Genomic DNA, 26264 nt, shown 5'->3' on the forward strand with positions numbered 1-26264 from the left:
GTAAGGTGTCCATACTTACCCGCCACAGCGAACTCGGTTCGGGATGAGATGAGTACGAGACGAGCACACCAACACCGAACGACCATTGCCGGGCGGTATCGGGACGAGTGGGACGGGGTGACGTGATGAAGGTCGTCATCACCATTCAGCATCCGGGCCACGTCCACTTTTATCGACACGCGATCGAACACCTCCAGGCGACCGGCCACGAGGTGCACGTCTTCGCACGAGACCGGCCGATGGCACTGACGCTGTTGGATCGCTACGGCATCGACTACGAGGTGCTTACCCACAAATTCGATTCGCGGCTGAAGATGGCCCTTGGGCAGCTCAGGTATGAGCGCAATCTACTGAAGAGAGTTCGTGAGATCGATCCCGATGTCATCACCGCGATCGGTGGGCTCGCAATCGCACACGTCTCCCAACTGGTCGATGCCCGGTCGGTTCTCTTTACCGACACAGAACATGCCACGCTGACGAACTCGCTTGCGTTTCCCTTTGCGGACACGATCTGTACACCGGACTGTTATGAGGGCGACATCGGCCCCAAACAGCTCCGGTATCCGGGCTATCACGAGCTCGCCTACCTCCACCCCGACCGGTTCGATCCGGATCCGACCGTGCTCTCCGATATCGGGATCGATCCCACGGATCGATTTGTGATCCTTCGGCTGGTCGATTGGAACGCGGCCCACGATGTCGGCGACAGCGGGTTCTCGGATATCGAAAGCGTCGTCACAGCACTCGAATCAACCGGCGTCAGCGTCTACATCACCGCAGAGGGCGGTGTTCCGGATGCGGTCGAACGGTGTCAGCTCCCGGTTGCTCCCCACAAGATACACCATCTGATGTACTACGCGGATCTATTTATCGGCGAGGGCGCGACGATGGCAACCGAGAGTGCGGTGCTCGGAACGCCAGGGCTCTTCGTGTCGACGATCCGGCTCGGGTATACGGCCGAGTTGGCGGATCGCTACGGCCTGTTGGCGAATTTCGATGGTTCGAACCGCCAATCCGAAGCGATCGAAGCAGGGGTTTCGATTCTCGACGAGTACGACCAATCCCTGTGGGATCGACGCCGACAGCGGATGTTAGCGGATAAAATCGATACGACGACCGTCATACTGGAGCAGCTTGCGGGGACAACACCGACCGCAGAGGCACCCACACCAGACAGCGTATCCTAGTCACCGATAGCATTCTGTTAACTAAACAGCCGCCGGCGGACGTGTGAGTATGCGTCTCACACAGACAGTTCCCAACGAACTCGTGGTCACACCCTTGCAGTTCGGCGGTGGATTGATCGAGTTAGCCATCCTGTTTCTCGTCCTCGCGGTTGTTGCCGCGGTCGTCGGGGCCAGCGGTGTCGCCGGTGTGAGTATGAATATCGCCAAGTGGCTCGTCATCATCTTCGTCGTGCTTGCCATCGTCACGTTCTTGCTCTGAGCCATCGCTGGCCCCACCGGCGTAGCAACACGCGACCCGGCGTCGCAGTGATCACTGGAGTGCTTGCCGGTAGACGTCGAGGATACGATCCGTTGATCGATCCACGCTGAGATCGGCTGCCTGCTGTCGGCCATCGGATCGGTCGCCGCTCGCAAGCACGTCGCTGAGCCGCGAGATGAGTTCGCGTTCCGTCCCACAGCTGTAGCTGTTTGTGACCGCGTCGAGCCGGGTTCGGATCCCACCGACATCGGTTGCCACGACCGGGAGATTACACGCCAATGCCTCCTTGACCGAGTTGGGAAACCCCTCCCTCCGTGAGGTGAGCAGGAGGGCGTCGGCCGCGTTCATATACAGCGGTACGTCCTCGTGGTCGACATTGAACACCGCCCGGAGCTCGATCTCGCTGCCGAGCTCCTGTTGGACAGCCTCGACGACACGCTCGGCAAGTGGGTAGTTCTTGACATCGCGGGCAGGATCGTACGGAAACAGGACGTAGGTGCCATCCGGATCCCAGCCGATCGATTCCCTCGCGTCTCGCTGCTCCATCGGCCGAAAGGTCTCGAAGTCGACCCCGTGTGGGATGACGTGTGCATCACAGCCGAGATCACGCTCCATCTCCTCGCTCATGACGATCACCTCATCACAGAATCGCGCACTCTCCTTTGACACCCAGTCGAGCGAACCCATGAGATCCGATCCCCACAGCGAGAGCACGATCGGTCGATGACGCTGAGCCAACGCGAACGGGGCCGTCAGTCCGTAGTTCGCGTGGACGAGATCGTAGTCACCCAAGGTCTTCCCCAGGACATCCCGGTAAAAATCGAGGTAGTTCCGGATCGATCTGCTGTCGTTGGTTTCCAATCCGGAGATATCGACGACATCCACTGAGACGTTTTTTGCTCTGAGGGCGGCGATCTCCTCGGTGTAGAACCCTTTCGGATACGTTACCAGCGAGAGAACGTTCATTGGTTTCAGCTACCCGACTCGCCGCCGCGGTCATTAGTAATCTCTCCCTTCGGCACGAGGGAAGCGAGCCGTTACAGTCGAACGACGTTGTCTGCGTCGTGCTCGCCGGTCGCGTTGCGGGTGTCGAAGACGAAGGAGGCGGCCTCAACGATCTCGCCGATATTGAACGCCGAGTGATCGGTCACGAGCAAAACGCAGTCGGCGGCGGCCAGCCGGTCGGCCGTCAGCGGCACCGACTCGTAGCGCGTCCCCACCACATCGAGTTCGGGGACGTGCGGATCGTGGTAGTCGACCGTCGCCTCCCAGTCGGTCAGCTGGTCGATGATGTCGATCGCGGCCGACTCGCGGGTATCGGAGACATCTGGTTTGTAGGCGACACCGAGGACGAGGATCTCGGCGTTCGACAGCGCGGTGCCGCGGGTGTTGAGCTGTTCGACCACGCGGCCGACGACGTGCTCCGGCATCCCGCGGTTGACCGAGTCCGCCAGCTCGATAAACGGCGTGTCGACGCCCTGTTGGCCCGCTTTCCACGAGAGGAAGAATGGGTCGATCGGGATGCAGTGGCCGCCGAGGCCCGGTCCCGGGTAGAACGGCATGAAGCCGAACGGTTTCGTCGCCGCCGCGTCGATGACGTTCCAGATGTTCACGTCGAGCTCGTGGGCGACCTGCGCGAGCTCGTTGATCAATCCGATGTTGACCGCCCGAAACGTGTTTTCCAGGAGCTTCACGAGTTCAGCCTCGGTGGCGGCGTCAACGCGGACAACCTCGTCGAACACCGGTTCGTACACCGCGGCTGCGTGATCGCCGCAGGCCTCGGTGACGCCGCCCAGCACTTTCGGAATGGCTGTCGGCTCGTAGTCCTCGTTGCCGGGGTCGATCCGTTCGGGCGAGAAGGCAACGTAGATGTCCTCGCCGAGCTCCAGCCCGTTGTCGGTGAGGATGTCGCCGATGATCTCGCGTGTCGCGCCCGGATACACGGTGCTTTCGAGAATCACGGTACAGCCCTCGGGGACGACGCCAGCGAGCCGCTCGACGGCGTCGATGACAAAGGAGAGATCCGGCGTATCCGACTTGCCCAGCGGCGTCGGCACGCAGATCGACACCGCATCCACGTCCGCGAGCGCGCTGTACTCAGTTTCAAACGCAAGGCCCTCGGCAACAGCATCGGCGACGGCGTCGTCATCGACATCGCTGATCGTCGACCGTCCGCCCGATAGCTCGGCGATCTTGGCCTCGTCGATGTCGACACCGACGACCTCATACCCCGCTGTGTGCATCGCCAGCGACAGCGGGAGGCCAACGTAGCCGAGACCGACGACGCCGACCCGCGGCTCGCTGGTCGTGGTTGCAGGACTACTTTGTGCGGCACTTCGGCTCACCGGCCACCTCCGTTGCCGACACGGCGGGTCAGGTCGTCTTCGACGGTAGGAGCTGGTTCGACGGTCGGTGCCACGGCGGTGGCAGCCGGTACGCTGCCCGGTGGATCGGCTAGCGGGGAACTCACAGCCGCGACAACCACGGCAACCCCGATTAGTATAGAGTTGCTACGAGACTGAAACGTCGCTACAGCACTGAGCTGTCACTGCGGAATACCGAGTGAGACGGTGGTAAGCCGTCCATACCTTTCCAAACGGCGACGGTCGATAGAGGAAAATGCCGGATACATCATCGCTCAGCCAGCGCGTTCGCCACCGGATTCGACCGTCGACCGATCCCGATCGCTCGGCCGACACCAGCCGACCGTTTCGACGCCTGCCGCCGGCGATCACCCCGGTTTCACCCCGGGATCTCGCGGTCGGGATCGCCGACCACCGCCTCGGGCTCGGACGGGAGGCGTTCCGCACCGAGATCGGCGCGACGCTCGGCGCGTCGTCGACAGCGACGTACACCTCGTTTCGCCGCGCGCTCGCCGCCTGTCTCCACGAGCTGGCCGCGACGGCCGACGACGCGCGGACGGACGTGTTGATTCCGGCGTTCTGTAGCCCCGACTACCCCGACGCGATCGATGGTGTCGGGCTGCGGCCGCGTCGCTACGATATCGACCCCGACTCGCTGGCCGCCCGGCTGGATTCGCTCACCGAGCTCCCGACCGACGACGCGCTGGCGGTCGTCGTCGTCAACGTGTTGGGGTACGGCTCGCGGATGGACGAGATCGAAGCCTACTGCCGCGCCAACGACATCTACCTGATCGAGGCACTCGGCTACGCCTACGGGGCCACCTACGACGGCGACCGCCTCGGCACGTTCGGCGACTGTGCGGTGTTGAACTTCCAGCAGGGAAAACCGATCCCCGTCGGCGGCGGGATGGTCGCCGCCCGGAACCAGGAGTTGGAGTTCGGCGACGAGGGTCGGCCGGCGGTCGAACCCAACGTCGCCACGATGGCCGGCTACGCCGCCCTCGGCCAGCCACGGCCGTACTACGGCTACTCGGTGGCGACCAGCCTGCTGGATCGCCTTGGCGTGTCGCCGGCCCGCCCCAGCACTCATCCCGAATCCAAGTTCGACGTGGCCTACGAGCCGCCGTTTGCGACGCTGTCGAACTTTCATGGGGCGGTCGGCCGACGCGTCCTTGAGAACCTCGACGCCCATCGCCGCCAGCGCGCGGCGACAGCGGCGGTCTACGCCGAGGAACTGGCCGACTGTCCGCACGTTCGGCATCTCACGCCGGTCGCGGGACTGGAGAACCACCAGTATGTCAGATACCCGCTCGCCGTCGATGACACCGAGCTTCGAGCCGAGATCAGCGACGCGCTGGCGGCAGTCGGCGTCGAAACCGCCGCGTTATACGACTGGCCGCCGCTGTCGGCCGACGAGTTCCCCGGTGCGGCACAGCTCCAAGATGAGATCATTACCCTACCGACACACCCCTACGTTGACGCGGCTGATCGCCAGCTGATCGTCGAGACGGTTCGTGACGTAGCGATGGCGGCTGCCGACTGAACAGCGAGATCACTATCGTCCGACAGGTATGCTCGGTGTATCCCGGGTAGCCAACACATAGCTAATCAGTCATCACGCCTCCGGATAGTAGATGAGAGAACAAGACTCACCGTTCACAGACAGCGACACCACCCGCCGCACCGTGCTGGGAACGCTCGGCGTCGGCACGACGGCCCTGCTCAGTGTCGGGACACTTTCCGGCACGGCGGCCGCGTGGGAACGCAACGACATCGACTTCAAGGGCTGCAGCGAGGTCTGGATCATCGTCGCGCCGAAGGATATCGACCCCAAAATTTACCATCCGCCGACGGTCGCCCATGTCATCGTTTCGACCGCCGACGGCGACTTGGAGTGTCGGATGCAAGAGTTCACCCCGGAGACGACAACGACGATTCCCGGCCGCTACGGCGACGCGCCGGTGTTGAAGTATGCGCCGCCGTCGGGCGAGAAGGTGCTCGGCGTGATCATCTACAACTACTCGGACTCGACGGATCGCTTCGAGCGCAACTCGCCGTTGACACCGAATCCTCACCGCTGTGCGAACACACCGGGGACGCCCGATCCGACCGACGCGCCCTGTGCCGACAATACATATCTCTCCACGGACGACATCCAGTCCGGGCCGGGGCGGAGCAGCGGCGGAGCCGGGCCGCCGGAGCAACGAAGCGAGCGGCAGTCCCGAGGTGCCGACACCGGCCGTGGCCGCGGTCGCGGTCAGTAGCGTTTGACTTCCCGCAGCGAGACACAAGTAACCGTTTGCCGCCATTCGAGTACGAACCCCTTATCGGCTGAAACGGGTCGATAACAATCCGGACACTGGCCAAAGGGGGAGTGTGCGCCACAGAGAGACCGACTACAAACGGCTTACCGCCCGTCAGTTCGGTGATTACCGCCGAGTAACGCGACCTTACAGGGGTCACGGGCGGAGACAAAACCGAGTCGACCGCAGGGTTGCTGAACCAACACCACACGCCGAGGAGGGCGGGACAAACGCATGACAACGAGTGACACTTCGGCCGACCAGCTCGCCGCCGGCGTCATCGGCGTCGGCTCGATGGGCCAACACCACGCCCGCGTCTACAGTGAACTCCCCGGCGCGGAGCTCGTCGGCGTCACCGATGTCGACCGTGAGGCGGCCGACTCGGTCGCCACGGAGTACGGAACCGACGCACTCGATCGGGAGACACTGCTTGAGCGTGCCGACATCGTCTCGGTCGCGGTGCCGACACCGTACCATTACGACACCGCCGTCGCCTGTATCGACAGCGGCGTCGACCTCCTTATCGAGAAACCGTTCGTCGAGGAACTCGACCAGGGTCGGGCTCTCGCCGAGCGCGCCCGCGAGGCCGGGGTCACCCTCCAGGTCGGCCACATCGAGCGGTTCAACCCCGCAACGAAGGTGTTGACCGAGATCGTCCCGGAGCTCGATATCGTCGCTATCGACATCGATCGGCTCGGCCCGCCGGTCGACCGCGGCGGCGACGACAGCGTCGTCATGGATCTGATGGTTCACGATATCGACATCCTGCTGTCGCTGGTCGACAGTGAGATCGAGTCGATGGCTGCCGCGGCCCGCGAGGCCGGCCACGCGAATGTCCAGTTCCAGTTCGACAACGACGCGATTGCATCGCTGACCGCCAGCCGGCTCACCCAACAGAAGGTTCGCCAGCTCTCGGTGACGGCGGAATCCTGTCGGGTGAACGTGGATTTCATCAGCCAGACCGTCGAGATCCACCGCCACTCGATGCCCGAATACATCGAGTCCAACGGCGACATTCGGTTCCGCCACGAGAGCGTTGTCGAACGCCCGATCGTCGACAACGGCGAGCCGCTGAAAGCCGAACTCGCGGCGTTTGTCACCGCCGCCCGCGAGGGCAGCGAGCCGGTCGTCACCGCCGAGGACGGGCTTCGGGTTCTCGAAGTCGCCAACGAGATCGAGAGGCTGACCGAGCCGACCGAACGAATGGTGGCCCAGCAATGAGCCAGCAACTTGATCACGGCGCGGGGCTCTACAACACGGAGCGATCCGAACCCGCTCAGCGCGAGGCGTTTACGGGCGGCGACGTGCCGGTCGCCGTCTACGGGCTCGGCAAGATGGGCCTCCCGCTGGCGGCGGTGTACGCCGACGTGTCGGGCAACACCGTCGGTGTCGACATCGACAAGCGTGTCATCGAGACGATCAACCGCGGCGACAGCCACGTCAAACGCGAGCCCGGCCTTGCCGACCTCGTGAGCGAGACGGTCGCCGACGACTCGCTGCGGGCGACGACCGACGGCTCGGCAGCGGCCGCCGACGCCGCCGTCCACGTCATCATGGTGCCGACGCTGTTGACCGACGAGGGGACGCCGGATCTCTCGATGCTGACCGCCGCTGTCGACACCATCGCGGATGGGCTCTCGGCCGGCGATCTCGTCATCGTCGAGTCGACCGTCCCGCCGCGGACGACCGTCGACCATGTCGTCCCGCGGCTGGCCGAACAAAGCGGGCTCGATCCCGACGCCTTCGGCGTCGCTGCCTGCCCGGAGCGAACCGTCAGCGGCCAAGCACTCGCCGACATCCGGGGGACACACCCGAAGGTTGTCGGCGGCGTCGACGCCGAAAGCACCCGCGCGGCCGCGCTCATCTACGATGAGATCACTGACAACGAGGTGCTCGAAACCTCGGATGCGACGATCGCGGAGGCCGTCAAGGTCTTCGAGGGCGTCTACCGCGATGTCAACATCGCCCTGGCGAACCAACTAGCGACGTACGCCGACGCGATGGATGCCGACGTAACCGAGGCGATCGACGTTGCCAACACCCAGCCCTTCTGTGAGATCCACACGCCGGGCCCGGGTGTCGGTGGTCACTGCATCCCCGTCTACCCGTATTTCCTGACCGGTGCGTTCGATGTCGACGACGACCTGCTGCCGACCGCCCGCGCGGTCAACGACGGGATGGCCGACTACACGGTCTCGATGCTGGAGGCCATGCTCGCGGCCCACGGCACCGAGGGCGGTACCGACGCCGACACCGAGGCCGACACAGCCGACGCCCCGCGCGTGCTCCTCCTCGGGCTGACATACAAAGCCAACATCGCGGAACTCCGGAACGCGCCATCACTGCCGATTGCCCGACAGCTTCGAGCGGCTGGCGCGACGGTGCTCGGCGTCGATCCGATGCTCGACGACGAGGACTGGGACGAGCTCGAGGATATCGAGTGCGTCGAACTCGACACAGCACCGACACAGAACATCGACGCCGTCGTCGTCGTCACCCCCCACGACGAGTTCGAGACCGTCGACTGGGCGGCGTTTGAGGCCCCAATCCTCGACGGTCGCCAAGCGATCCCACCCACCACCGACGCGCCGGTCTACCGGGTCGGCGGCCCGTGGCCCGATCCAGCCCATGAGTAACCGAACCCATCCAAGCGACAGCACAGCCTTCGATGCCGACAGCGACCGCGAGTGGACGGTGACGCTTCCAGCGACGCTCCGCTCGCGGATCGACCAACGGCTGCCGAACACCGAGTTCGACTCCGCGGAGGCCTACGTCGGCTACGCGATGGAGTCGCTGCTGCGGGAGCTTGACGAACAGGACGCCACCGATAACGGCGGTCTCGACCACGATGGTGTCGATGCCGACAGAAATGAGGCGACCGCCAGCGACGCCGCCAGCAACACCGAAGCGATGGAAGAACGGCTTGAATCGCTTGGCTATCTGTAGGTGCGGTTCGACTCGGCAACTCAGTTCGCGTGGCTTTTTCTCGCGTTGACGCGTTGGCGCATTGGTTTCCAGCTGTTCCGTGGCGGCTGGCTCCGTGCTGATCGGGGCTGGCCGGCATTCGTGGTCGTCCGCCAGCCCACTCAGTTCGGCGGCGTCGCGGCGGCATCGACAAGCGTGTCAAGGCCGCGGTCGAGATCGATCGTTGGCTCGTAGCCGAGTCGATCGCGGGCCCGGGTGATATCCGCCCGGCTGTGGCGGATGTCACCCTCGCGGGCCTCGGTGTGGACAATCTCGCTATCGCTCCCGACGCTCGCTCGGATCTTCTCGGCGAGAGATCTGATCGTTACCGACTGGCCGGTGCCGATGTTGTAAGCAGCCCCGACATTGTCGGTCGTTGCGGCCAGCCGGTTGGCCCGAACCACGTCGTCGATGTGGACGAAATCCCGGGTCTGTTCGCCGTCGCCGTGAACCGTGATCGGCTCGCCGCTCCGCGCCTGGTCGGTGAAGGCGTCGATGACGCCGGCGTAGTCGCCGCCCGTCTGGCCCGGCCCGTAGACGTTGAAATACCGGAGGGCAACGGTGTCGAGGCCATAGAGCTCGTGATACAGCCGCGTGTAGTGGTCGATTGCGAGCTTGTCCAGGCCGTACGGCGATGTCGGATTGAGGTCTGCGGGTTCAGCTACCGGGACGGCGCCGGGGTCGCCGTACACCGCCGCGCTGGAGGCGACAACGACACGGGCGTCGTGTTTCCGGGCGGCTTCGAGCACCTGGAGCGTGCCGGTCGCGTTGATCGTGTGACTCTCCATCGGGTGGGCGACGGAGTCGGCGACGCTGACGAGGGCAGCCTCATGAAAGACGGTGTCGACGCCGTTCATCGCCGCCGCGACGGTCTCGGGATCGCGGACATCGCCCTCGATCACCTCGATATCGCTCGGTGGGTTCGGGTCGGGGTTGATATCGAGTACTCGAACGTCCGCTTCCCCGCGCAGTGAGTCGACGAGCGCGCCACCGATGAAGCCGGCTCCGCCGGTGACGAGCACGCGCTTGGTATCCATACAGCGGGGTTGCCCCGGTGGCCGGTTTAGTAGTCAGTTCATAGGCGAACGCGGCCGCCCGTAGGCGGCTGATACCAATACCGTGGTTCCGTATTCGGTACGGTGCCGATGACCGACGTGCCCACACCAGCCCCACCGACAGATACCGACAGCAGGCTCATCGCAACGCCCTACGACGGTGAGGCCGATCTCGTGACGATCCACCCGGCTGATCCGACCGATGCCGAACGGCTATCGGCGTGGATCACCGCCGAGGGCGAGGCGTACGTCTCGCTGGCAGCCTGGCGGTAGCGGGCGCATGTACCCGACGGCACATACACCGGGTCGGAACCGCTTGCGTGCGGTAGGATAGCCACCGCTTACCACTCGTCTCAGCAGGAACGTGCTGCAAACGCGTCCATAACAAAGCAGATATCCGGCCTTTCGCCGGTATGCGACTCAGTTACTCGCATCGCAGCAACGAGCGAGGCTCCACGCGGAGCACGCGACAACAGCCAACAGAGCACCGTCACAACGCCGAGGGCGAGGTGGTGGCCTGATGTGTGGGATTACCGCACGGGTTGGCGGCGACGGCTCACTGGAGCCGCTGTTGTCGAGTCTCCAAAACCTCGAATACCGTGGCTACGATTCGGCGGGGATCGCGGTGCAAAACGGCCGAGGGATCGAGATCAGCAAGTTCGAAGGCGAGGTATCCAAACTCGAATCCGAGCTCGCCGACCGCGACCACGACGGCCCAATCGGCATCGGCCACACACGCTGGTCGACCCACGGCCCGCCGACGGACGCCAACGCCCACCCACACACGGGCTGTCAGGGCCGCGTTGCCGCTGTCCACAACGGGATCATCGAAAACTACACCGAGCTTCGTGAGGCCCTCCAGGAGCGCGGCCACGAGTTCACCAGCGACACCGACACCGAGGTGATTCCGCATCTCGTCGAGGAACGCCTCGCCGACGGGCTCGATCCCGAAGCTGCGTTCCGCGACGCCATCGACCAGCTTGAGGGCAGCTACGCCATCGCCATGATCGTCGACGGCGAGCCGACGGTGTACGCGACGCGAAACGGCTCGCCGCTGGTGATCGGCGTCGGCGACGACGCCAACTATCTCGCTAGCGACGTGCCGGCGTTCCTCGAATTCACCGATCGTGTCGTCTACCTCGAAGACGACGACGTGGTCGCGCTCACCGACGGCGACCACCGCATCACCGACGCCGACGGCGACCCCGTCTCCCGGCCGGTCGACACCGTCGACTGGGATCCCGAGGACGCCGAAAAAGGGAGTTACGACCACTACATGCTCAAGGAGATTCACGAGCAGCCGGTCGCGCTCAGACAGACGCTCCACGGCCGGATCGACGGCGACGACGTGGCCCTCGAAGAGTTCCCGCCGGGCAGCTTCGACGACGTTGATCGCGTTCAGTTTGTCGCCTGCGGCACCTCCTACCACGCCGCGCTGTACGGCGAGTGGCTGCTCTCGAAGGACGGCGTCGATGCGACCACGTATATCGCCAGCGAGTACGCCGCCTCGCCGGCCCCGGTCGATGAGGACACCCTCGTCGTCGGCGTCACCCAAAGCGGCGAGACCGCCGACACGCTGGAAGCCCTCGAAAGCGCCCGAGAGCGCGGCGCGCGGACGCTCGCGTTGACAAACGTGATCGGCTCGACGGCCGCCCGCACCTGCGATGACGCGCTGTTCATCCGCGCCGGCCCGGAGATCGGCGTCGCCGCGACCAAGACGTTCTCCTCGCAGGTCGCCACGCTCGTCCTGTTGGCCGAACGGCTCGTCCGCGACATCACAGGGTCGCCGACGAGCGATCACGCCGATCGCCTCGACGCGTTGGCGTCGCTGCCGGAGCACGTCGAGTCGATCACGACCGACAGCCGCGCGGCCGATATCAGCCAGCGGTGTCTCGGCGACAACGGCCACTTCTTCATCGGCCGGGGGAACGCGTTCCCGGTCGCCTTGGAGGGCGCGCTGAAGTTCAAGGAGATCACCTACGGCCACGCCGAGGGGTTCGCGGCGGGCGAGCTCAAACACGGGCCGCTCGCGTTGGTCACACCGGAAACGCCGGTGATCGCCATCGGCACCGGCCACGATGAGGCGCGGCTGAAAAGCAACGTCACCGAGAGCCGCACGCGCGGCGCGCCGGTGATCGCCATCGCGCCGCGAACAGCGTCCGATCTCGCCGATGTGGCCGAGGAGTTTCTCCCGGTGCCGGCGACACACCCCGATCTGGTTGCGATCCTCGCCAACGTCCAGCTTCAGCTGATCGCCTACCACGCGGCCAACGCGATGGAGCGATCGATCGACAAACCGCGGAACCTCGCCAAGAGCGTCACTGTCGAGTAATCCGCGATCGTTCGGAGCGGTCCCGTCGCCGGTTTTGATTCGGGGCGGCTGTTGCCGGACGGCCGCAGTTGGTACCGATGACGCCGTCATACGGTTTACTGTAGACGGTTACCGCCTCGACCGCCCACCGGGCGGCGGTCGAACGGTAACTTCCTACAGCAAACCGTATCAGTCCAATTTCTCCTCGGCCTCTGCGACCGAAGCCGCTGTCTTGCCTTCGTACCCCGCTTCACGTGACCGACGCTGAAAGGCATTCTCGGTGACAACACTGGTGTCTTCGGCAACGACACGAACCACATCACCAACCCCCATCGATTTCAGGTTCGTCTGTGCGTCTTGGATCGGTTCGGCTGCCTCCGGTGACGGCGGCGTGAATGTTGAAATATCGTTGATGATTCGAAACCCATCGGTAAGTTCCTCGGCCGCGTTAATTGTCTCCTCGGCTGCCGTTTCCATCTCCGCTGCGGTGAGCGTCCCGCTGAATTCCAGATACAGTATGTTTGCTCTCGTATCTGCTTCGATTTCGTATCTGGCACCCTCATTGTCACCGGAACCAGTTATCTTGCTCATCCCGAGAGTATATCAAGGGAGGAACAGCAATATGTCTTTTTCTTATAATATTTTCAGGTTATGTTGCCCATCAGTCAGGGGTGCTGGATACGCGCTTGCTATCGTGTACCCCCATGGTCGACCGATCCGATATGGGAGCGTTCGAGTAGTGACCGAGATAATGGTTGCGTATGGAACCCACGTCAAAAATTTTTGGCAGTTGACAGGAATCGGTTGGTAAATACGAAACGCAGGAATCTCTGTTAGGTATTTCCGAGCCCGCCATCGACGAGGATCGACTCACCGTTGACGTAGGAGCTCAGATCACTGGCGAGAAACAGTGCGACATTGGCGATCTCTTCGGGTTGACCGAAACGACCGGCGGGTGTCGCACCCAACATCGCCTCTTGGAGTCGCGTGCCGGCTTCGCCGTCTCCCATTCCGCCCTGTTCTAACATCTGGGTTTCGGTGAAACTTGGTTTGATCGCGTTGACGCGAACCCCATGCCCACCGAAGAAGTCAGCCAGCGCGTAGGTCAGTGATTTCACGGCCCCCTTCGAGGCAGTGTATATCGTCTGGTAGGCCGCCCCACGATCCGCCGCGAGGCTTGCCATGTTGATGATCGTCCCTCCCTCATCGTTTTCGATCAGTCGCTCGCCGGCGACCTGCGCCCCCAAGAAGACGCCCTTGACATTGATATCCATGAGCTGATCGAACTCCTCCTCTGTAATGTCGAGAAACGGGGTCTCGCTGTGGATGCCGGCATTGTTAACCATGATATCGAGGCCACCGAGATCCTCGGCAGCGTCGACAGCGGCTTCCAGATCATCTCGCTCGGTCACATCACAGTCGACGAAGACCGCCGTTTGGTCGGTCTCGCTTGTGATCCGTTCGTGTGTCGGCTCGCCACCCTCTCGTGGCGTTTCGCGGACATCAGCAACGACGACATCCGCACCGTGGTCGGCAAACGTCAACGCGATCATACGGCCGATGCCGCTTGCGCCGCCCGTCACGATCGCCGTCTCGTCTGTGAGTAGTTGACTCATTGTTCGCCCTCAGCTGCGTGTGGATTGATCTCGGTCATATGTGACACAATAACACAACTCAGTTTATCGATATATAAACATCATAGTTTTGCACGAAAGAACAGTCAAGCGAGGCAGTTACAGTGAATACAGTCTGGACTCGTCCACGCATAGGCTACTAATCAATAGCTAATAAGAAGATGCTGTAAGATTCACATCTTGTGACACCCGATCGGCGACCGCGCCCATCGTCTCGACGCCGATCCCGTATTCCTCGCGGTAGTCGGCGATCAGCGATGCGATCTCACTCATCCGGATGCGATCCTGTTGGGTCGTGATGTTGTTCGGGTGCAACCAGAGATGCAACACGCCATCGGGCCGGGTTCGCAACGCCGCAAGCCCGCGTTCGACCTGCCGAACCACCGGATCGCCGCCGAGCGTGGCGAGCATGTCTCGTGGTCGACCACCAAACGAGAACAGAAACAGCGACGCCGGGATGTTCACGAGGCCGTGCTCGTCGACCCGCGGCTCAACGATCGGCGGGCCGGAGAGACCGAGTGCGAACGTCGCCAGCTTGCCTGCGGTATCGACCGCGGGAAGCGGCGGCAGATCGTACCACCGTCGTGGCTGCCGACCCCTGTAGCAGGTGAGGCCGTGGGCCGCCAGTCGATCACGGTGGCCGACGTTGTTCCGCGGGAAAACAAACGATGACGGGCTGGCGTCGATGGCCGTGGCCGCCGCCAGCCCCTGTCGAAGCTCAGCATCGGCGACCGCGCGGCTCGTCTCGGCCGCGCCGAACTCGACGTGCGAAAAGGCGTGTAACCCGATCTCGTGGTCGACCGCGCGGTTGCCGATCGTCTCGACGAGCTCCGGGGCGAACCACGCGGAGCGTGGCGTGGCGTGACCGCCCGGATCGCGGGCAAACCAGTCGGTGCCGGCCGGATGGTCGGCGTGCTCACCATCACAGCTCGCCAGACAGAGGTGGCCGACGACGGCCCACGTCGCCGGAATCTCGTACTCGTCGAACAGTCGAAGCAGGAACGCCCATGCCGCCCGCGGGTTGGCCACCCGATCGGCCGGCATCGTCGGCTGATCGTGAAACCCCCAACTCAGCTCCGCGTCCAGCGAGATGACGACAGTTCCGGCCACGCTCAGGCTCCCGCGCTGTCGACGACCTCGATCCACAGCTGGGTCGTCTGATCGGGCTCAGTTGACGCCGACGGCTCGCCCGTGTAGACGCGGAACTGCAGGCGGACGTTCTCGCCGGGCTGTGTCGGCGCGATCTGGCGTTCGACGACCGTGCTCTCGTTGTGGGCGAGCGCAACGGTAAACGAGTCGACCTGCTGTTGGCTCACCACCGAGCCGTTCGGGCCGACGCGCTCGGCGACAGCAACGACCGTGTAGGTGATCGGGCGGTGCTCGTTGTTTTCGAGCCCGAGTGCCAGCGGCTGGCCCTCGCCGGCAACGAACGTCGTCGGATACCCGTCAGCGACGAACTCGCCGCTGTCGGTCTCGGTGAGGAGGTACGACTCGGTGTAGGCCGCCTCCTGTGGCGGCGCGGCGGCGACGAAGGCGACCGTCCCGACCAACAGCAAGACGGCGACCGCAAGCGTTCGAGCCTGGCGGGTCGACCACAGCGGTGCGAGCAGCGACGATCGGAGACCGGTGTCGGCACCGCCCTGTGACCGCCAGCCGGACAGCGGCTGTGCCCGCGCGGCCAGCGGGAGCTGCCGGCGGCGCATCGCGGCAACGACAAGAGCCGCGAGCGTGACCACCGTGAGCGCGACGACAACCGGGAGGAGCCGGATCGCCGCCAGTTGGTCGACAGCGACACCGGTGACCGCGACGACAACCGCGCTCAACACCAGCGAGAACCCGAGCCGGACGGCCCATCCCGGTGAGCTGTGACGTTTGTCGCCGGGGGTTGCGGCGATGGCGTCGCCGTCGGTCGGAGCCTCCGGAAGCAACGCGGCGACAACCGCATACCCCGGCCACACCAGCAGCAACGGGATGCCGACCAGCCAGGCGAGCGGCCCACTGATCCCGGCAAGCAACACGCCAGCGGTGACGACGACGGCGACAGCAACAGCCAACAGATCAGCGTCGAGACCGGACGGTGACCCTCGGTCGGTCATGTTGAGCCTCCCGTGATCGGCGAGATCGTACACATCGTCACATCACCGTTCGCATAGACGTGGTTGCGCGAGGCCGGACAGATCCGGCCGGGGTCGACCGTCGAGGAGCGAACCGACTGCGGTGGCTCACCGGCGAGATGGACGGTGGCCGGCCCCGTGGTCTGATACTCTCTGTGGATCACAGGGTGATCGGTGGCGGGCCCGGTGTCATCCACAGCAACCGTCCACCCGGTGTAGCCGCCCAACCGCCCAAAGAGGGTGTAGTAGGGGTGATCGGTGTCGATGTCAGCCGCTTCCTCGGGTGTGTACACCTTGCTGATCGTCTCGACGGCGGCGATCTCGCTGGCCGTGTAGGCGTAGCGTGGGTTGGTGTCGTCGAACGCCGGGCTGTCCAGGGTCGCCTTCTGTGTGACAGCCATCGACATCGGATAGCTGACGGCCAACAGCACGAACACCGCCACCAACACCCGCTTTGAGGCCGTCCCCGAGAGATGAGCGAGGCCGACCGCCGCCATGATCGCCAGCAGCGCGTACATAAACGCCATCCAGCGTCCGGGCAGGATCGCCCGCACGCCGAACAGCGAAAACCCAAAGATAATCACAAACATCGTCGACGCGCCCAGGATGTAGGTCGCGGTGAGCGCCGGCGGGTGATCGCCCCGGAGCATCGCTAACCCACCGACGATCGAGGCGGCGAACAGCAGCGCGAAGCCGAACCACTCGATAAACGGCAGGATATCGGCCAGCAGGCTGACGCTTTCAGCACCGCCGCCACCGCCACCGCTCCCGCCACCACCGCCCGCGAGATTGAGGAAGCCGGCCTCGCCGACGAGCGTCCCGCGAAGGATGCCGGCCATCTGAACGAGAAACGACTCGCCGCCGATCCACGGCGTCGCAGTCCAGGAGACGGCCGTGACAACGAGCGTCACCAGGAAAACAGCGACCAGCCCGCCGACGCTCCGACGACTTGGCCCGGCTGTCGCCCCGAACAGGCGTGTCGAGACGAACGCAACACTAGCGATCGCCAGAAACACCAGCAACACCGCCGTCGACACCTGGTGTGTGAAAACCGTCGCAAGGCTCACCGTCACCAAGAGAGTAAACAGCCAGAGATCATCAGCGACACTGAGCCGGGTCACACAGTACACCGCGCCGAGGAAAAACACCACCCCGAGGCTCGTCGGGATGATGTGGATCCCCCAGCGGATGAACTGACCGGAAAACGCAAACAGCGTCGTCGCCACCAACGCCCACCGAGCACCCAACAGCTGTGTCGTCGTCACGTACACCAACAGTGCCGACAGCGGCACCAACAGCCCGATCGAGAGATAGACACCCATCCGCGCCGAGCCGAAGACAAGCGTGCCGATGGCACCGATCGTGTGATAGAAGGGCGCCATGATATACTTGCTGTCGGCGATGGCTGACAGCGAGCCGGTCTCGACGATCCCCGCGACGAAATCGGGGATATGCGTCCAGACATCGACGCCGACGAACCCCGGCGTGACAAACAGCGCGCTCAGCCGGATCATCACCGCGCTGACGAGGATCTGGGCCACCACAAGCGACGGCGACAGATCGGTTTTCTCAACCAGCAGCGACTGGGCGAGGATGGCGCTCCCGATCGCGCCGATCAGGAGGTAGCTCACCGGGGTTCGCCCGCCGGCCGCCCACACGCTCCCGACAAGGGCCGCCATGCCGACGACGACGGCCGCTGGGAGATAGTCGACGACGACCCCCGGGAGGACTGGGTGTTCGAAGGCGGTCGTCTGCCGGCGGTGGACGCCGAAATACAGCACGCAGGCGACGCCCGTTGCGACCGGGATCACGACCAACAGCACCTGGGCGGTCAGCAGTCGCAGCCCCAACAGCAGCAGGCTGGCGAGGATGCCGATCTTCGCCAGCGTCGTATCGAGGTTGGTGCCCGACAGCCAGCCTGGGAGTCCATTCTGGTGGCTCATTGGCGTGTCCGTATGGTGTGTCCACTCGGGGGCCCGGCTCGAAGCGGTCGAAACCGATACCTATCGTGACGAAACGGACAGTATTGGGTCGTTTCGGAGCCTCGAAGTGACATCTACCATCCTCGTAGCGCGGCTCGTGGTTTTGTTATAGCCGTCCTACGCCCTGGTCGAACCGAGACAAACGGCGGCCACACGATCGACAGCTGCCGCGCGAGACCAACGCTGGGCGGTGGTTGGGGCAGAGCTGAGTGCTGTTGGAATCGTCTGTGAATCCAGGTGAGCCGCGTCGATGCCAACCGGTTCGGCGACGGCGATAGGCCGTTCCTAACAAAGCAAAACCCCGGTGTTGCATCCGGTAGCAATGAAGTCGACACACCGACAGACGACCACCGCGGCGTCCCACCGGGATGAGTAGCGATACGCCAAACAGCGTCGACAACCCGAACCTCGTCATGGTGTCGATCGACAGCCTGCGGGCCGACCACTGCGGCTTTCTCGGCGACGACCGCGGGCTGACGCCGACGATGGACAACCTCGCCGACGACGGCGTTGCCTACGAGGCGGCGATCGCACCCGGCCCCCAGACGTTCTCGTCGATGCCGACAGTTTTCAGCGGTCGACCGCGACCACCGACAACGCTGGAGTCGTTCCCACAGGACAGCCACTGGGAGCGGCGACTGGCCGCCATCGACGAGCATCTCCGCCACAACCCGACGCTCACCGAGCGGCTGGCCGCCCGCGGCTACGAGACCGCCGGCGTGACGCCGAACCCCTGGACGACGCCCGCCGCCGGCTTCGACCGCGGTTTCGATATCTTTGAGGACTGCTCGACTGGCGGGTCGGGTGGCTGGCTCACCAGTCTCGCCGAACGCATGCCGGGTGTCGACACCGACGCCCGCCCGGTACAGCTCGTGTTGAATATGGCTGCCGGCAGCGAGTTTTTCGCCCAGTGGGAAACACTCGCAGCGGAGATACAGCAGGTGCGCAGCCAGCTCAGCGAGCCGTACTTCCTCTGGGTATTCATCCTCGATACACACTTTCCGTTTATGCCGGCCCGACAACACCGCGAGGAGGGGTCACTGTTGGGCACCTACTACAGTGCCTACCGCTCCTCGGAGCCGATGCGGGGCAACGCGTCGGGGATGTCGGATCGCGTTCGGCGATCCGTCCTGCGGAGCTACCGCGATACGGTGCGGGCCAGCGACGCCTTCCTTGGGTGGCTTCGATCGGAGCTTGCGGCCGACGACCCCGTGATGATTGTCCACGCCGATCACGGCGAATCGTTCGGCGATCACGGCAACTACGGCCACCACCACCGCGAGGTCTACGAGGAGAACATCCACGTCCCCTATCTCATCGCCAACGCCGGGGAAACTGCGACCGTGAGCGAGCCCACATCGCTCAGCTCGATCCCTGAGACCGCGCTGTCGCTCACAACCGGTGCGTTCGATCCGACCGACGGCAGCGATCGACTGCCGATTGCGACCAGCGAGTGTGGCACCCACCGTGCCGTCAGGGGCCGCCGATACAAGTATATCGAAAGCGACGGCGAGGGGCTGCTGTTTGATCTCGCTGACGACCCGGCCGAACAGGAGAACATTGCCGGGGCAGTTCCCCAACAGGTCGAACAGCTCCGCCGCCGGCTTCGCCAACGAAAACACCACACGACAGAAACGATCGAGATCAGACGGGCGACGAACAAACTCCTCGCCAACGGCTCGTTGTAAGCGACGACGACGCAAAAACGTCGACGACGACGGCACCGAGACGAGGGCCGAAGCCCGCGATCAGCCGTCCGACTCATCGCCCACGGAGATGCCGCCGGCAAGCCGATCGATCCCGACGACAACAGCGGCACCTGCGACCGCGACGAGGGCGAAGACGGCGATCGCACCCGGCGTCCACACTCGGCCGGCCTCGCTGAGTTCGATCCCCGTCTGTTCGACCGGCGCGCGCAGCGCGCCAACGATGAGGCTCACCAGAAAGGCGAGTGTCGCCTCGCGGTAGTTGGTGAGTGCCCACCGAACCGCGTGGGCAACGGTAAACAGACCGACGACGCCGCCAACGAGGAAGACGGCGATCGTCGGCGCGGTTTCGGTGAGGGTGTCGGTGCCGTTACCGCGAGCCGCGGCAACGAGTCCATCGGTGAACCTGCTGAGCGTCGTCGACATGTAGTCGTACTGGCCGAGCATGAGCAACAGCAGCGACCCAGAGACGCCGGGTAACACCATCGCGGTGACTGCGACCGCGCCGGCGACGAAGATGATCGGGAGCGACGAGCCGAGGGCGGTTGCGGCATACCCCGAGAGAGCAAAGGCGATCCCAACGCCCGCGATGGCGGCGAGCTGCCGACCACGGGTCGCCAGTGAGACCTCACCGTAGAGGACGGCTGCCGACGCGCCGATCAGGCCGAAAAAGAAGCCGTAGGTGGCGACCGGCGCGATCTCCAGAAGCAGGCTGACGAGCCGTAACACGGAGACAACGGCGGTGAGGATTCCCCCACCGAGGGCGGCTAGGAAGGCGGTGTCGAGCTCTCGGAGCGCGGCGACGGCGTCGGGACGATCCTCGGCACGAATCCCCCGAACGATCCGACGGAGCCGGTCAGGGTCGACAGCGGTGATCGCGGCGATCAGCCGCTCGTAGATGCCGGTGATCAGCGCGATGGTGCCGCCGGAGACGCCCGGCACGGCATCGGCTGCCCCCATCGCAAGCCCGCGGAGATAGACGCCACCGAGGGCTCTGATTCGACGCATTCGGTTAGCCGGTTGCCTGGATCGACTGACCGCCGAGCTGGAGTGGCTGTTCCTCGCTCAGTTCGACATCGACAGCCGTCTCGTCGGCACCGACGACCTGTGCCTCGTCGACGCTGGCGGTGCCGGCATAGAAGCCGCCATCATCGGTTGTGGCCTGGAGCCGATACTCGCCCGTGGCACGAACGCTGACGTTCGTGTAGCCGTTTTCGGGGCCAAACTCGTCGTAACCGGTCGTCGAGTACGGCACGGTCATCTCGAAGTTACCGTTCTCGTCGGCGGTTGCATACTGGGTGTAGGCAAACCGGTTGCCGCTGGCCGGGATCTCCACTGGTACCGTGGCGCGCACCTCACTCCCAGCCGGGGCACCCGAGCCCTCGATGGTCGCACCGGGCACCTTCTCGAAGGTTTTCACCCACGAGGGCGTGTTTCGGAGCAGTGAGCCGGCCGAGGCGTTGGTCTGCTGTTGGAGTCGGCGGTAGCTGTTGAGATAGTTTCGGCTTGGGGTGTCGCTGGCCTTGACGAGGCGATACTGCTCTAAGGCATCGACACGCTCGGTCGGGTTGTCACCGATGCCGCCGAGCTGTGCGCCAGGGTTTTCTTCGACGTAGGCTTCGGCCTCGGCAAGCGAGCCAAACGTTTGGGCTCCACCCTCAAAGGCGCGAATCTGGGTCTGGCCGCCACCCCGTGTCGGAACGGTTCGTTGTTCAGTATCGAGAACGACAGGGGATGGGTCGACCGCGCTGCCGTGGTAGGCGTACAGCCGGATCATCTGGCTCTCGTAGTACTGTTGGGTGCGGAGTCTGACCGGCTGGAGCTGCTCGCCGCGCTGGCGGTATACCACATCGATGTAGTCATTGAAGCTCACATCGTCGTTGAACACCGTCGGCGCGGAGAACTTCGAGTTCGGGTTCGCCATCTGGGCATCGACCATGACGTACCGCGTTTGGCCGTCCTCACCCATCTTCTCGTTGAGGGCGTCCTCAGCGGCCGTTTCATTTGGTGCGAGCAGGTAGTTGGCGGCCTCAGTCGCGCCCTGCTGGAACGGGTTGGCGTTCGGGATCCGTTCACCGTGGACAGTGATCCAGTGGCCGTAGTCCCACCACGATTGGACGCCATACGCACCGTCTGGGTAGTCATAGTCGCCGTCGGCAGGTCGCTCGTAAGTTCCGGTTGGATCCAGCGGCTCGGCGTCAGGATCCTCAAGTGTGCCGGGAGCCGGGGTTTCCTCGTTCATCCACTCTAAGCTGTCGTCCCAGATCTGGACGGCACCGGGGCCGTTGCTGTCCGGGCCAGCGGTGTCCCACGCCGCAACCGTCGGGAACACAAACGGGGCAACAACAAGGAAAACGATCGTCACGGCGGCCATGACCTGCCAGCCTTCGAGTGATTCGGCGGATTCACGAACTGAGCCAGCAGTCGCACGAATATCAAGGAAATCAGTTGCTTGGGCGATGAAGATCGCGTTGAAGACGGCGACGACGACGGCGAGGTAGTAATTAAAGCGAACCTGGGTGAACGCCGCGGAGATGATGAACGCGCCCCAGACGAGAACGTAGAGTTCGGTCGCGTCGTAGCGATGGCGGAGGGTGGCACCAACGATCAGTCCAGTGCTGATGAGCAATCCAAGCACCTGCCATGTCGTGCCGAAGATACCGGCGATCTGATCGACAACAGGTGAGCCGAGATAGATCAGGCCGACCGTTGTGAGTGCGGCGGCGACGTAGCCTGTGTCGCGCGTGTCGTCGCTTTGGATCAGTGGGCGGGCAAGCATGACGAGTGCTGCGGCGATCGCGGTGAACAGTGCAAGTCGGTACTCGCTGTAGATGAACTCGAAGGGAGGGTTGTCCGATAGCGGCGGGGATGCTTCGCCGATCGTCCGTGCACCAGCTGTTGCACTGAACCCGACGCGAGCAAGAAGAGCACCGGTAAGATCAACTACGAATCGAGAAAAGGCAACAGCAGAAACAAGAATCATTGCTCCGACTGAAACCGGGTACAAGCTCCGATCCAGCTCTCGGGTTTCCCACTGTCGGGCAAGATAGGCGAGGAAGATAGAACCGAGTCCAACCCCAAGCGGTAGGATCACCTGGAGTAGTGAATGTTGGGATGCAGCACCGATAGTGAAGCTCTTCAACGGGACAAACATCAGCAAACCGGTGACCGTCATCGAAACGGCACCGACGAACGCCATCGGTTCCGGCGTCCGGTTGTGGTACACATCGGTCGTGATCTTAAGCGCAAAGAAGATCCCCGTGAAGCCGACGAGAAGCACACCGGGCGGCCACGCCCACATGTAGAGTGCTGCCGCGACACCCGCACCGATTGAGTAGAGGAGTGGCCGACGAAGCGCGTCGAGGTCGCGGTCGACGACGAGTTCCCAAACCGGCTGTGATTGTTGGGCGACGGCGATCGCCGTCACGAAGCCAAGCACACCGAGCGTCTGGAAGAAGACCTCGGCCGCACTGTGATCGTAAAAGCCGACCAAGCTGTATCTGAGAACAGTTCCTGGAAGGAGTGCGAAAACGGCAAGTCCGACGAGTGCCGGCCATCGACCAGCGAATCTGGCCGCGATGAGGTACGCGGGGATGACAGTCGCCGTAAGGAACACCGGCGCGGCAACAAGCATAATCAACCCGGCGTACTCGGTTGAAGGATCGCCGAAGCTGGTGAGCAGAATAAAGCCGGAAACAAGCTGATCGTAGAGTGTCCCGAACTGATCGACGCTCGTCCCGGTCGGATAGTTCGTCATCGGATCGAACGGCATCGTCGTCGGGAAATGTTCAAGCAGATAGTTCGTCTGTCGGAAGTGATACCACGGGTCGTTGCCGCGGAACGTCACACCGCCGTCAGTTTGGAAGTTCTCCAGTGCGCGGAGCCGGACGGCCAGCATGAACGCGATGAGGGCCGCCAACACTGGAATGTGATACACTTGTTTCAACACATCAGCGGGGGAGTCTGCCTGCTTCACTCCCCGGATGTAGTCGAGCACGGCATCTTTCATTAGTTTGCCACAGTCTCAATCAGTCAATAAGGCTTGTGAAACAGCGCGTGGCGAGTGCTCTGAACAGGAAAAGACGGAACAGATAAACACGGCGCGCAGCCTTACGGAAGATGTGCACGTTTCGGTCGTCCTCTGTACGTACACCGAGGATATGTATCCTCATTTCACCGAAGCTGCTGAGAGTATCCTCTCGCAGACGTACGACGACGTTGAGCTCATCGTTATCGTTGATGGCACACAACCGGTGTACGACCGTGTTGTGGCTGATTACGGCGACCGCGACGATGTTGTTATCGAGTGCAACGAAGAGAACGTCGGGCTGCTTGAAAGCCGAAATCGAGGTGCGGAGATCGCAACTGGAGATGTTGTGGCGTTTATCGATGACGATGCCGTCGCGGACAAGCAGTGGATCGAACGGTTGATTCGAGCCTACGAGGAGAAAGGTGCGATCGCAGCCGGCGGAAAGATGACCCCGGAGTGGGTTGCAGGGAAACCGTCATTTCTACCTGAAGAGTTCTACTGGCTTGTCGGGGTTACCCACCGTGGATTTGCCGAAGAACCGGGAGAGGTTCGGAACACATTTGGCTCGAATATTTCGTTTCGGGCCGATGTGTTCGCTGAATTGGGCGGGTTCGATGTCGATATTGGGGGACGAAAAGGCGAAAAGAATCTACAGGGTGGTGAGACGGAACTGTGTGCGCGGATGCGGACGGAGTACGGACAGGGTGTGTGGTACGATCCGGAAGCAAAGGTGGGACACAAGGTATTTGAGTACCGGACGAAGTTTTGGTGGCTGGTGGATCGAGCATTCTGGCAGGGGTACTCGAAGCGGGCGATGAAAACATATGTTAAAACCGGGGGAGATGACGAAAACGAGTTCCTATTACGACTACTACGTGAATTTATTCCACATCGGCTACAAAGAATTGTAAAAAAACGATCTCAGAAGGAATTATTGAAGATGATAGCACTTCTTGCATTTACAGTCAGCGTTGGTGTTGGATATGTGTACAGTTCGATCAACTATTCACCAGTGATAAAAGAATAATTCATAGCTGTATGGATTTTATTCAGCCGCGGCCAGACCAGACCTATCGTTGGGTTCTTCATTATCCTATCGCATATTAGTGGTATGGATAGGTATGTTGGTGTAGCCGAACCGGTTCTCGGTGATGAAGAACGATCGAATATCGCCGAGGTGCTTGATTCGGGGCGGTTCCTTCAAGGCCCGTACGTTGAAGAGTTCGAAGAGAAGTGGGCTGATCATGTCGGGACAGACCATGCCGTTGCAGTTACAAACGGAACCGAAGCCATCCAACTTTCACTCAAAGCTCTCGGGATGGAACCAGGAGACGAAGTGATCGTCCCATCGCTCACGTTTGGCTCCACCGCAACGGCGGTCGTCCACCAGGCTGGAGTTCCAGTGTTTGCTGATATAGACAGAGAACTCTATACGCTCGATCATACCGATCTCGAACGATGTCTCTCAGATGAAACGTTCGCTGTGATGCCGGTACATCTGTATGGACATCCAGCAGAGATGGAGGAAATACGGGAATTTGCTGCTGCGCACGATTTATATGTGATTGAGGATGCCGCACAAGCACACGGTGCTGCATATAGGGATTCAAAGGTCGGTTCAATCGGTGATATCGGCTGCTTCTCGTTTTACGCGACGAAGAACATCACGACCGGGGAGGGCGGCATCATCACAACCGATAACGACGCGATCGCCGAAAACCTACGGATGCTCAGAAGTCACGGCATGGCAAATCGCGACAAACACGTAACGCTTGGATACAACCACCGGATGAGCGAGTTGAACGGTGCCCTCGGGACAGCACAGGTCGACCGGCTCACCGGATTTAACCAGCGGCGACGAGAAATCAGCGAGCGGTTGCACAATGAGCTTGCGGATCTCGACTGGCTTGAGCCCGCGGCAGTACGTGACTATGTCGAACACGCCTACTTCTGGGCACCATTTGAGATACAGCCGGACAAAATCGGGATGACTGGAAAGGAAGTCTGGCGTGAGTTACGGGAGCGCGGTGTTGAGACCCGCCACAGGTACAATGTGCCGTTGTATGACCAGCCAGTCTTCGAAAACCACCGTGGGTTCAATTCAGAGTTCCCGTGGAGTGCAAATCCAAACAGTCACAAGTACGACCTGTCACTGCCGCACGTAGAGGAGGTTGTCGGCAATATGATCGGACTTCCGAATCACCCGAATCTTGAGGAGGAGGACATCCAGTACGTTATCGAGACCGTCCGAGAATTTGAGGAGACGATATAACGACTTACCCCGCAGCAGATGTCGGTGCGGCAAACAAACCACGATCAGGCGGATAGCATAACAGATTTACTATCTCGTTTGGTA

21 protein-coding genes and 1 pseudogene are annotated in these 26264 nt (G+C 62.7%); 12 read left to right on the forward strand and 10 right to left on the reverse strand.

What is annotated here, in order from left to right:
• The first annotated feature begins 125 nt into the window (after window positions 1–125).
• A complete protein-coding gene (locus EWF95_RS07075) occupies window positions 126–1187 on the forward strand; it encodes a DUF354 domain-containing protein (protein ID WP_142443375.1) in 1062 nt (353 codons plus the stop codon).
• 49 nt (window positions 1188–1236) lie between these two features.
• The gene (locus EWF95_RS07080; RefSeq protein WP_142443376.1) at window positions 1237–1446 is read left to right on the forward strand and encodes a DUF1328 family protein; all 210 of its coding nucleotides are present in this window, start codon (window positions 1237–1239) and stop codon (window positions 1444–1446) included.
• Window positions 1447–1497: 51 nt separating this feature from the next.
• Here the strand turns inward: EWF95_RS07080 and EWF95_RS07085 are convergent, their stop codons facing one another.
• Complete coding sequence (locus EWF95_RS07085) at window positions 1498–2412, reverse strand: glycosyltransferase (RefSeq protein WP_142443377.1); 915 nt, start codon at window positions 2410–2412, stop codon at window positions 1498–1500.
• Window positions 2413–2483: 71 nt separating this feature from the next.
• Complete coding sequence (locus EWF95_RS07090; protein WP_142443378.1) at window positions 2484–3791, reverse strand: nucleotide sugar dehydrogenase; 1308 nt, start codon at window positions 3789–3791, stop codon at window positions 2484–2486.
• A 274-nt stretch (window positions 3792–4065) separates the two neighbouring features.
• Here EWF95_RS07090 and EWF95_RS07095 point away from each other — a divergent pair, with 274 nt between their 5' ends.
• The 5 genes and pseudogenes from EWF95_RS07095 to EWF95_RS07115 all read left to right on the forward strand — a co-directional run bounded on the left by EWF95_RS07095 (window position 4066) and on the right by EWF95_RS07115 (window position 9058).
• Window positions 4066–5352: a DegT/DnrJ/EryC1/StrS family aminotransferase gene (locus EWF95_RS07095; RefSeq protein WP_142443379.1), complete on the forward strand. Its 1287-nt coding sequence runs from the start codon at window positions 4066–4068 to the stop codon at window positions 5350–5352.
• Between the two features lie 91 nt (window positions 5353–5443).
• Window positions 5444–6073, forward strand: a complete 630-nt coding sequence (locus EWF95_RS07100) for a hypothetical protein (protein WP_142443380.1) — start codon at window positions 5444–5446, stop codon at window positions 6071–6073.
• A gap of 237 nt (window positions 6074–6310) precedes the next feature.
• Window positions 6311–7333 (forward strand): annotated as a pseudogene (locus EWF95_RS07105) (Gfo/Idh/MocA family oxidoreductase); the annotation flags it as partial.
• Window positions 7330–8748, forward strand: coding sequence for a nucleotide sugar dehydrogenase (locus tag EWF95_RS07110; protein WP_142443382.1), 1419 nt, complete (start codon window positions 7330–7332; stop codon window positions 8746–8748). The pseudogene EWF95_RS07105 and the gene EWF95_RS07110, both read left to right, overlap by 4 nt.
• Window positions 8741–9058 (forward strand): hypothetical protein, encoded by a 318-nt coding sequence (locus EWF95_RS07115; RefSeq protein ID WP_142443383.1) that lies wholly within the window; start codon window positions 8741–8743, stop codon window positions 9056–9058. Before EWF95_RS07110 ends, EWF95_RS07115 begins: the two co-directional genes overlap by 8 nt.
• Before the next feature lie 140 nt (window positions 9059–9198).
• Here the strand turns inward: EWF95_RS07115 and EWF95_RS07120 are convergent, their stop codons facing one another.
• A complete protein-coding gene (locus tag EWF95_RS07120) occupies window positions 9199–10113 on the reverse strand; it encodes an NAD-dependent epimerase/dehydratase family protein (RefSeq protein WP_142443384.1) in 915 nt (304 codons plus the stop codon).
• Window positions 10114–10221: 108 nt separating this feature from the next.
• On the opposite strand from EWF95_RS07120, the gene EWF95_RS07125 reads away from it, so the two are divergent.
• Both EWF95_RS07125 and glmS read left to right on the forward strand, forming a co-directional pair.
• Window positions 10222–10404, forward strand: a complete 183-nt coding sequence (locus EWF95_RS07125) for a DUF7511 domain-containing protein (protein WP_142443385.1) — start codon at window positions 10222–10224, stop codon at window positions 10402–10404.
• Between the two features lie 247 nt (window positions 10405–10651).
• On the forward strand, window positions 10652–12463 hold the full coding sequence (gene glmS / locus EWF95_RS07130; RefSeq protein WP_142443386.1) for a glutamine--fructose-6-phosphate transaminase (isomerizing): 1812 nt from the start codon (window positions 10652–10654) through the stop codon (window positions 12461–12463).
• 168 nt (window positions 12464–12631) lie between these two features.
• On the opposite strand, the gene EWF95_RS07135 is transcribed toward glmS, so the two are convergent.
• The 5 genes from EWF95_RS07135 to EWF95_RS07155 all read right to left on the reverse strand — a co-directional run bounded on the left by EWF95_RS07135 (window position 12632) and on the right by EWF95_RS07155 (window position 18133).
• Window positions 12632–13033 (reverse strand): hypothetical protein, encoded by a 402-nt coding sequence (locus EWF95_RS07135; protein WP_142443387.1) that lies wholly within the window; start codon window positions 13031–13033, stop codon window positions 12632–12634.
• 242 nt (window positions 13034–13275) lie between these two features.
• Window positions 13276–14058 (reverse strand): SDR family oxidoreductase, encoded by a 783-nt coding sequence (locus tag EWF95_RS07140; RefSeq protein WP_142443388.1) that lies wholly within the window; start codon window positions 14056–14058, stop codon window positions 13276–13278.
• A gap of 168 nt (window positions 14059–14226) precedes the next feature.
• Entirely contained in the window at window positions 14227–15186 is a 960-nt protein-coding gene (locus EWF95_RS07145) for a polysaccharide deacetylase family protein (protein WP_221886626.1), read from the reverse strand.
• 2 nt (window positions 15187–15188) lie between these two features.
• The gene (locus EWF95_RS07150) at window positions 15189–16172 is read right to left on the reverse strand and encodes a DUF1616 domain-containing protein (protein WP_142443389.1); all 984 of its coding nucleotides are present in this window, start codon (window positions 16170–16172) and stop codon (window positions 15189–15191) included.
• Window positions 16169–18133, reverse strand: a complete 1965-nt coding sequence (locus EWF95_RS07155; protein ID WP_142443390.1) for an ArnT family glycosyltransferase — start codon at window positions 18131–18133, stop codon at window positions 16169–16171. Before EWF95_RS07155 ends, EWF95_RS07150 begins: the two co-directional genes overlap by 4 nt.
• A 407-nt stretch (window positions 18134–18540) precedes the next feature.
• Between EWF95_RS07155 and EWF95_RS07160 the strand changes: the two genes are divergently transcribed.
• Complete coding sequence (locus EWF95_RS07160; RefSeq protein ID WP_142443391.1) at window positions 18541–19860, forward strand: sulfatase; 1320 nt, start codon at window positions 18541–18543, stop codon at window positions 19858–19860.
• A gap of 60 nt (window positions 19861–19920) precedes the next feature.
• On the opposite strand, the gene EWF95_RS07165 is transcribed toward EWF95_RS07160, so the two are convergent.
• Both EWF95_RS07165 and EWF95_RS07170 read right to left on the reverse strand, forming a co-directional pair.
• Entirely contained in the window at window positions 19921–20886 is a 966-nt protein-coding gene (locus tag EWF95_RS07165; protein ID WP_142443392.1) for a DUF368 domain-containing protein, read from the reverse strand.
• 4 nt (window positions 20887–20890) lie between these two features.
• The gene (locus tag EWF95_RS07170; protein WP_142443393.1) at window positions 20891–23887 is read right to left on the reverse strand and encodes an oligosaccharyl transferase, archaeosortase A system-associated; all 2997 of its coding nucleotides are present in this window, start codon (window positions 23885–23887) and stop codon (window positions 20891–20893) included.
• Window positions 23888–23999: 112 nt separating this feature from the next.
• Here EWF95_RS07170 and aglG point away from each other — a divergent pair, with 112 nt between their 5' ends.
• Both aglG and EWF95_RS07180 read left to right on the forward strand, forming a co-directional pair.
• Complete coding sequence (aglG, locus tag EWF95_RS07175) at window positions 24000–24935, forward strand: glucosyl-dolichyl phosphate glucuronosyltransferase (protein WP_142443394.1); 936 nt, start codon at window positions 24000–24002, stop codon at window positions 24933–24935.
• Between the two features lie 84 nt (window positions 24936–25019).
• Window positions 25020–26180 (forward strand): DegT/DnrJ/EryC1/StrS family aminotransferase, encoded by a 1161-nt coding sequence (locus EWF95_RS07180; protein WP_142443395.1) that lies wholly within the window; start codon window positions 25020–25022, stop codon window positions 26178–26180.
• The last annotated feature ends 84 nt before the right edge of the window (window positions 26181–26264 follow it).

It is taken from the genome of Halonotius roseus (assembly GCF_006861655.1).
In the GTDB taxonomy this organism is placed as follows: domain Archaea; phylum Halobacteriota; class Halobacteria; order Halobacteriales; family Haloferacaceae; genus Halonotius; species Halonotius roseus.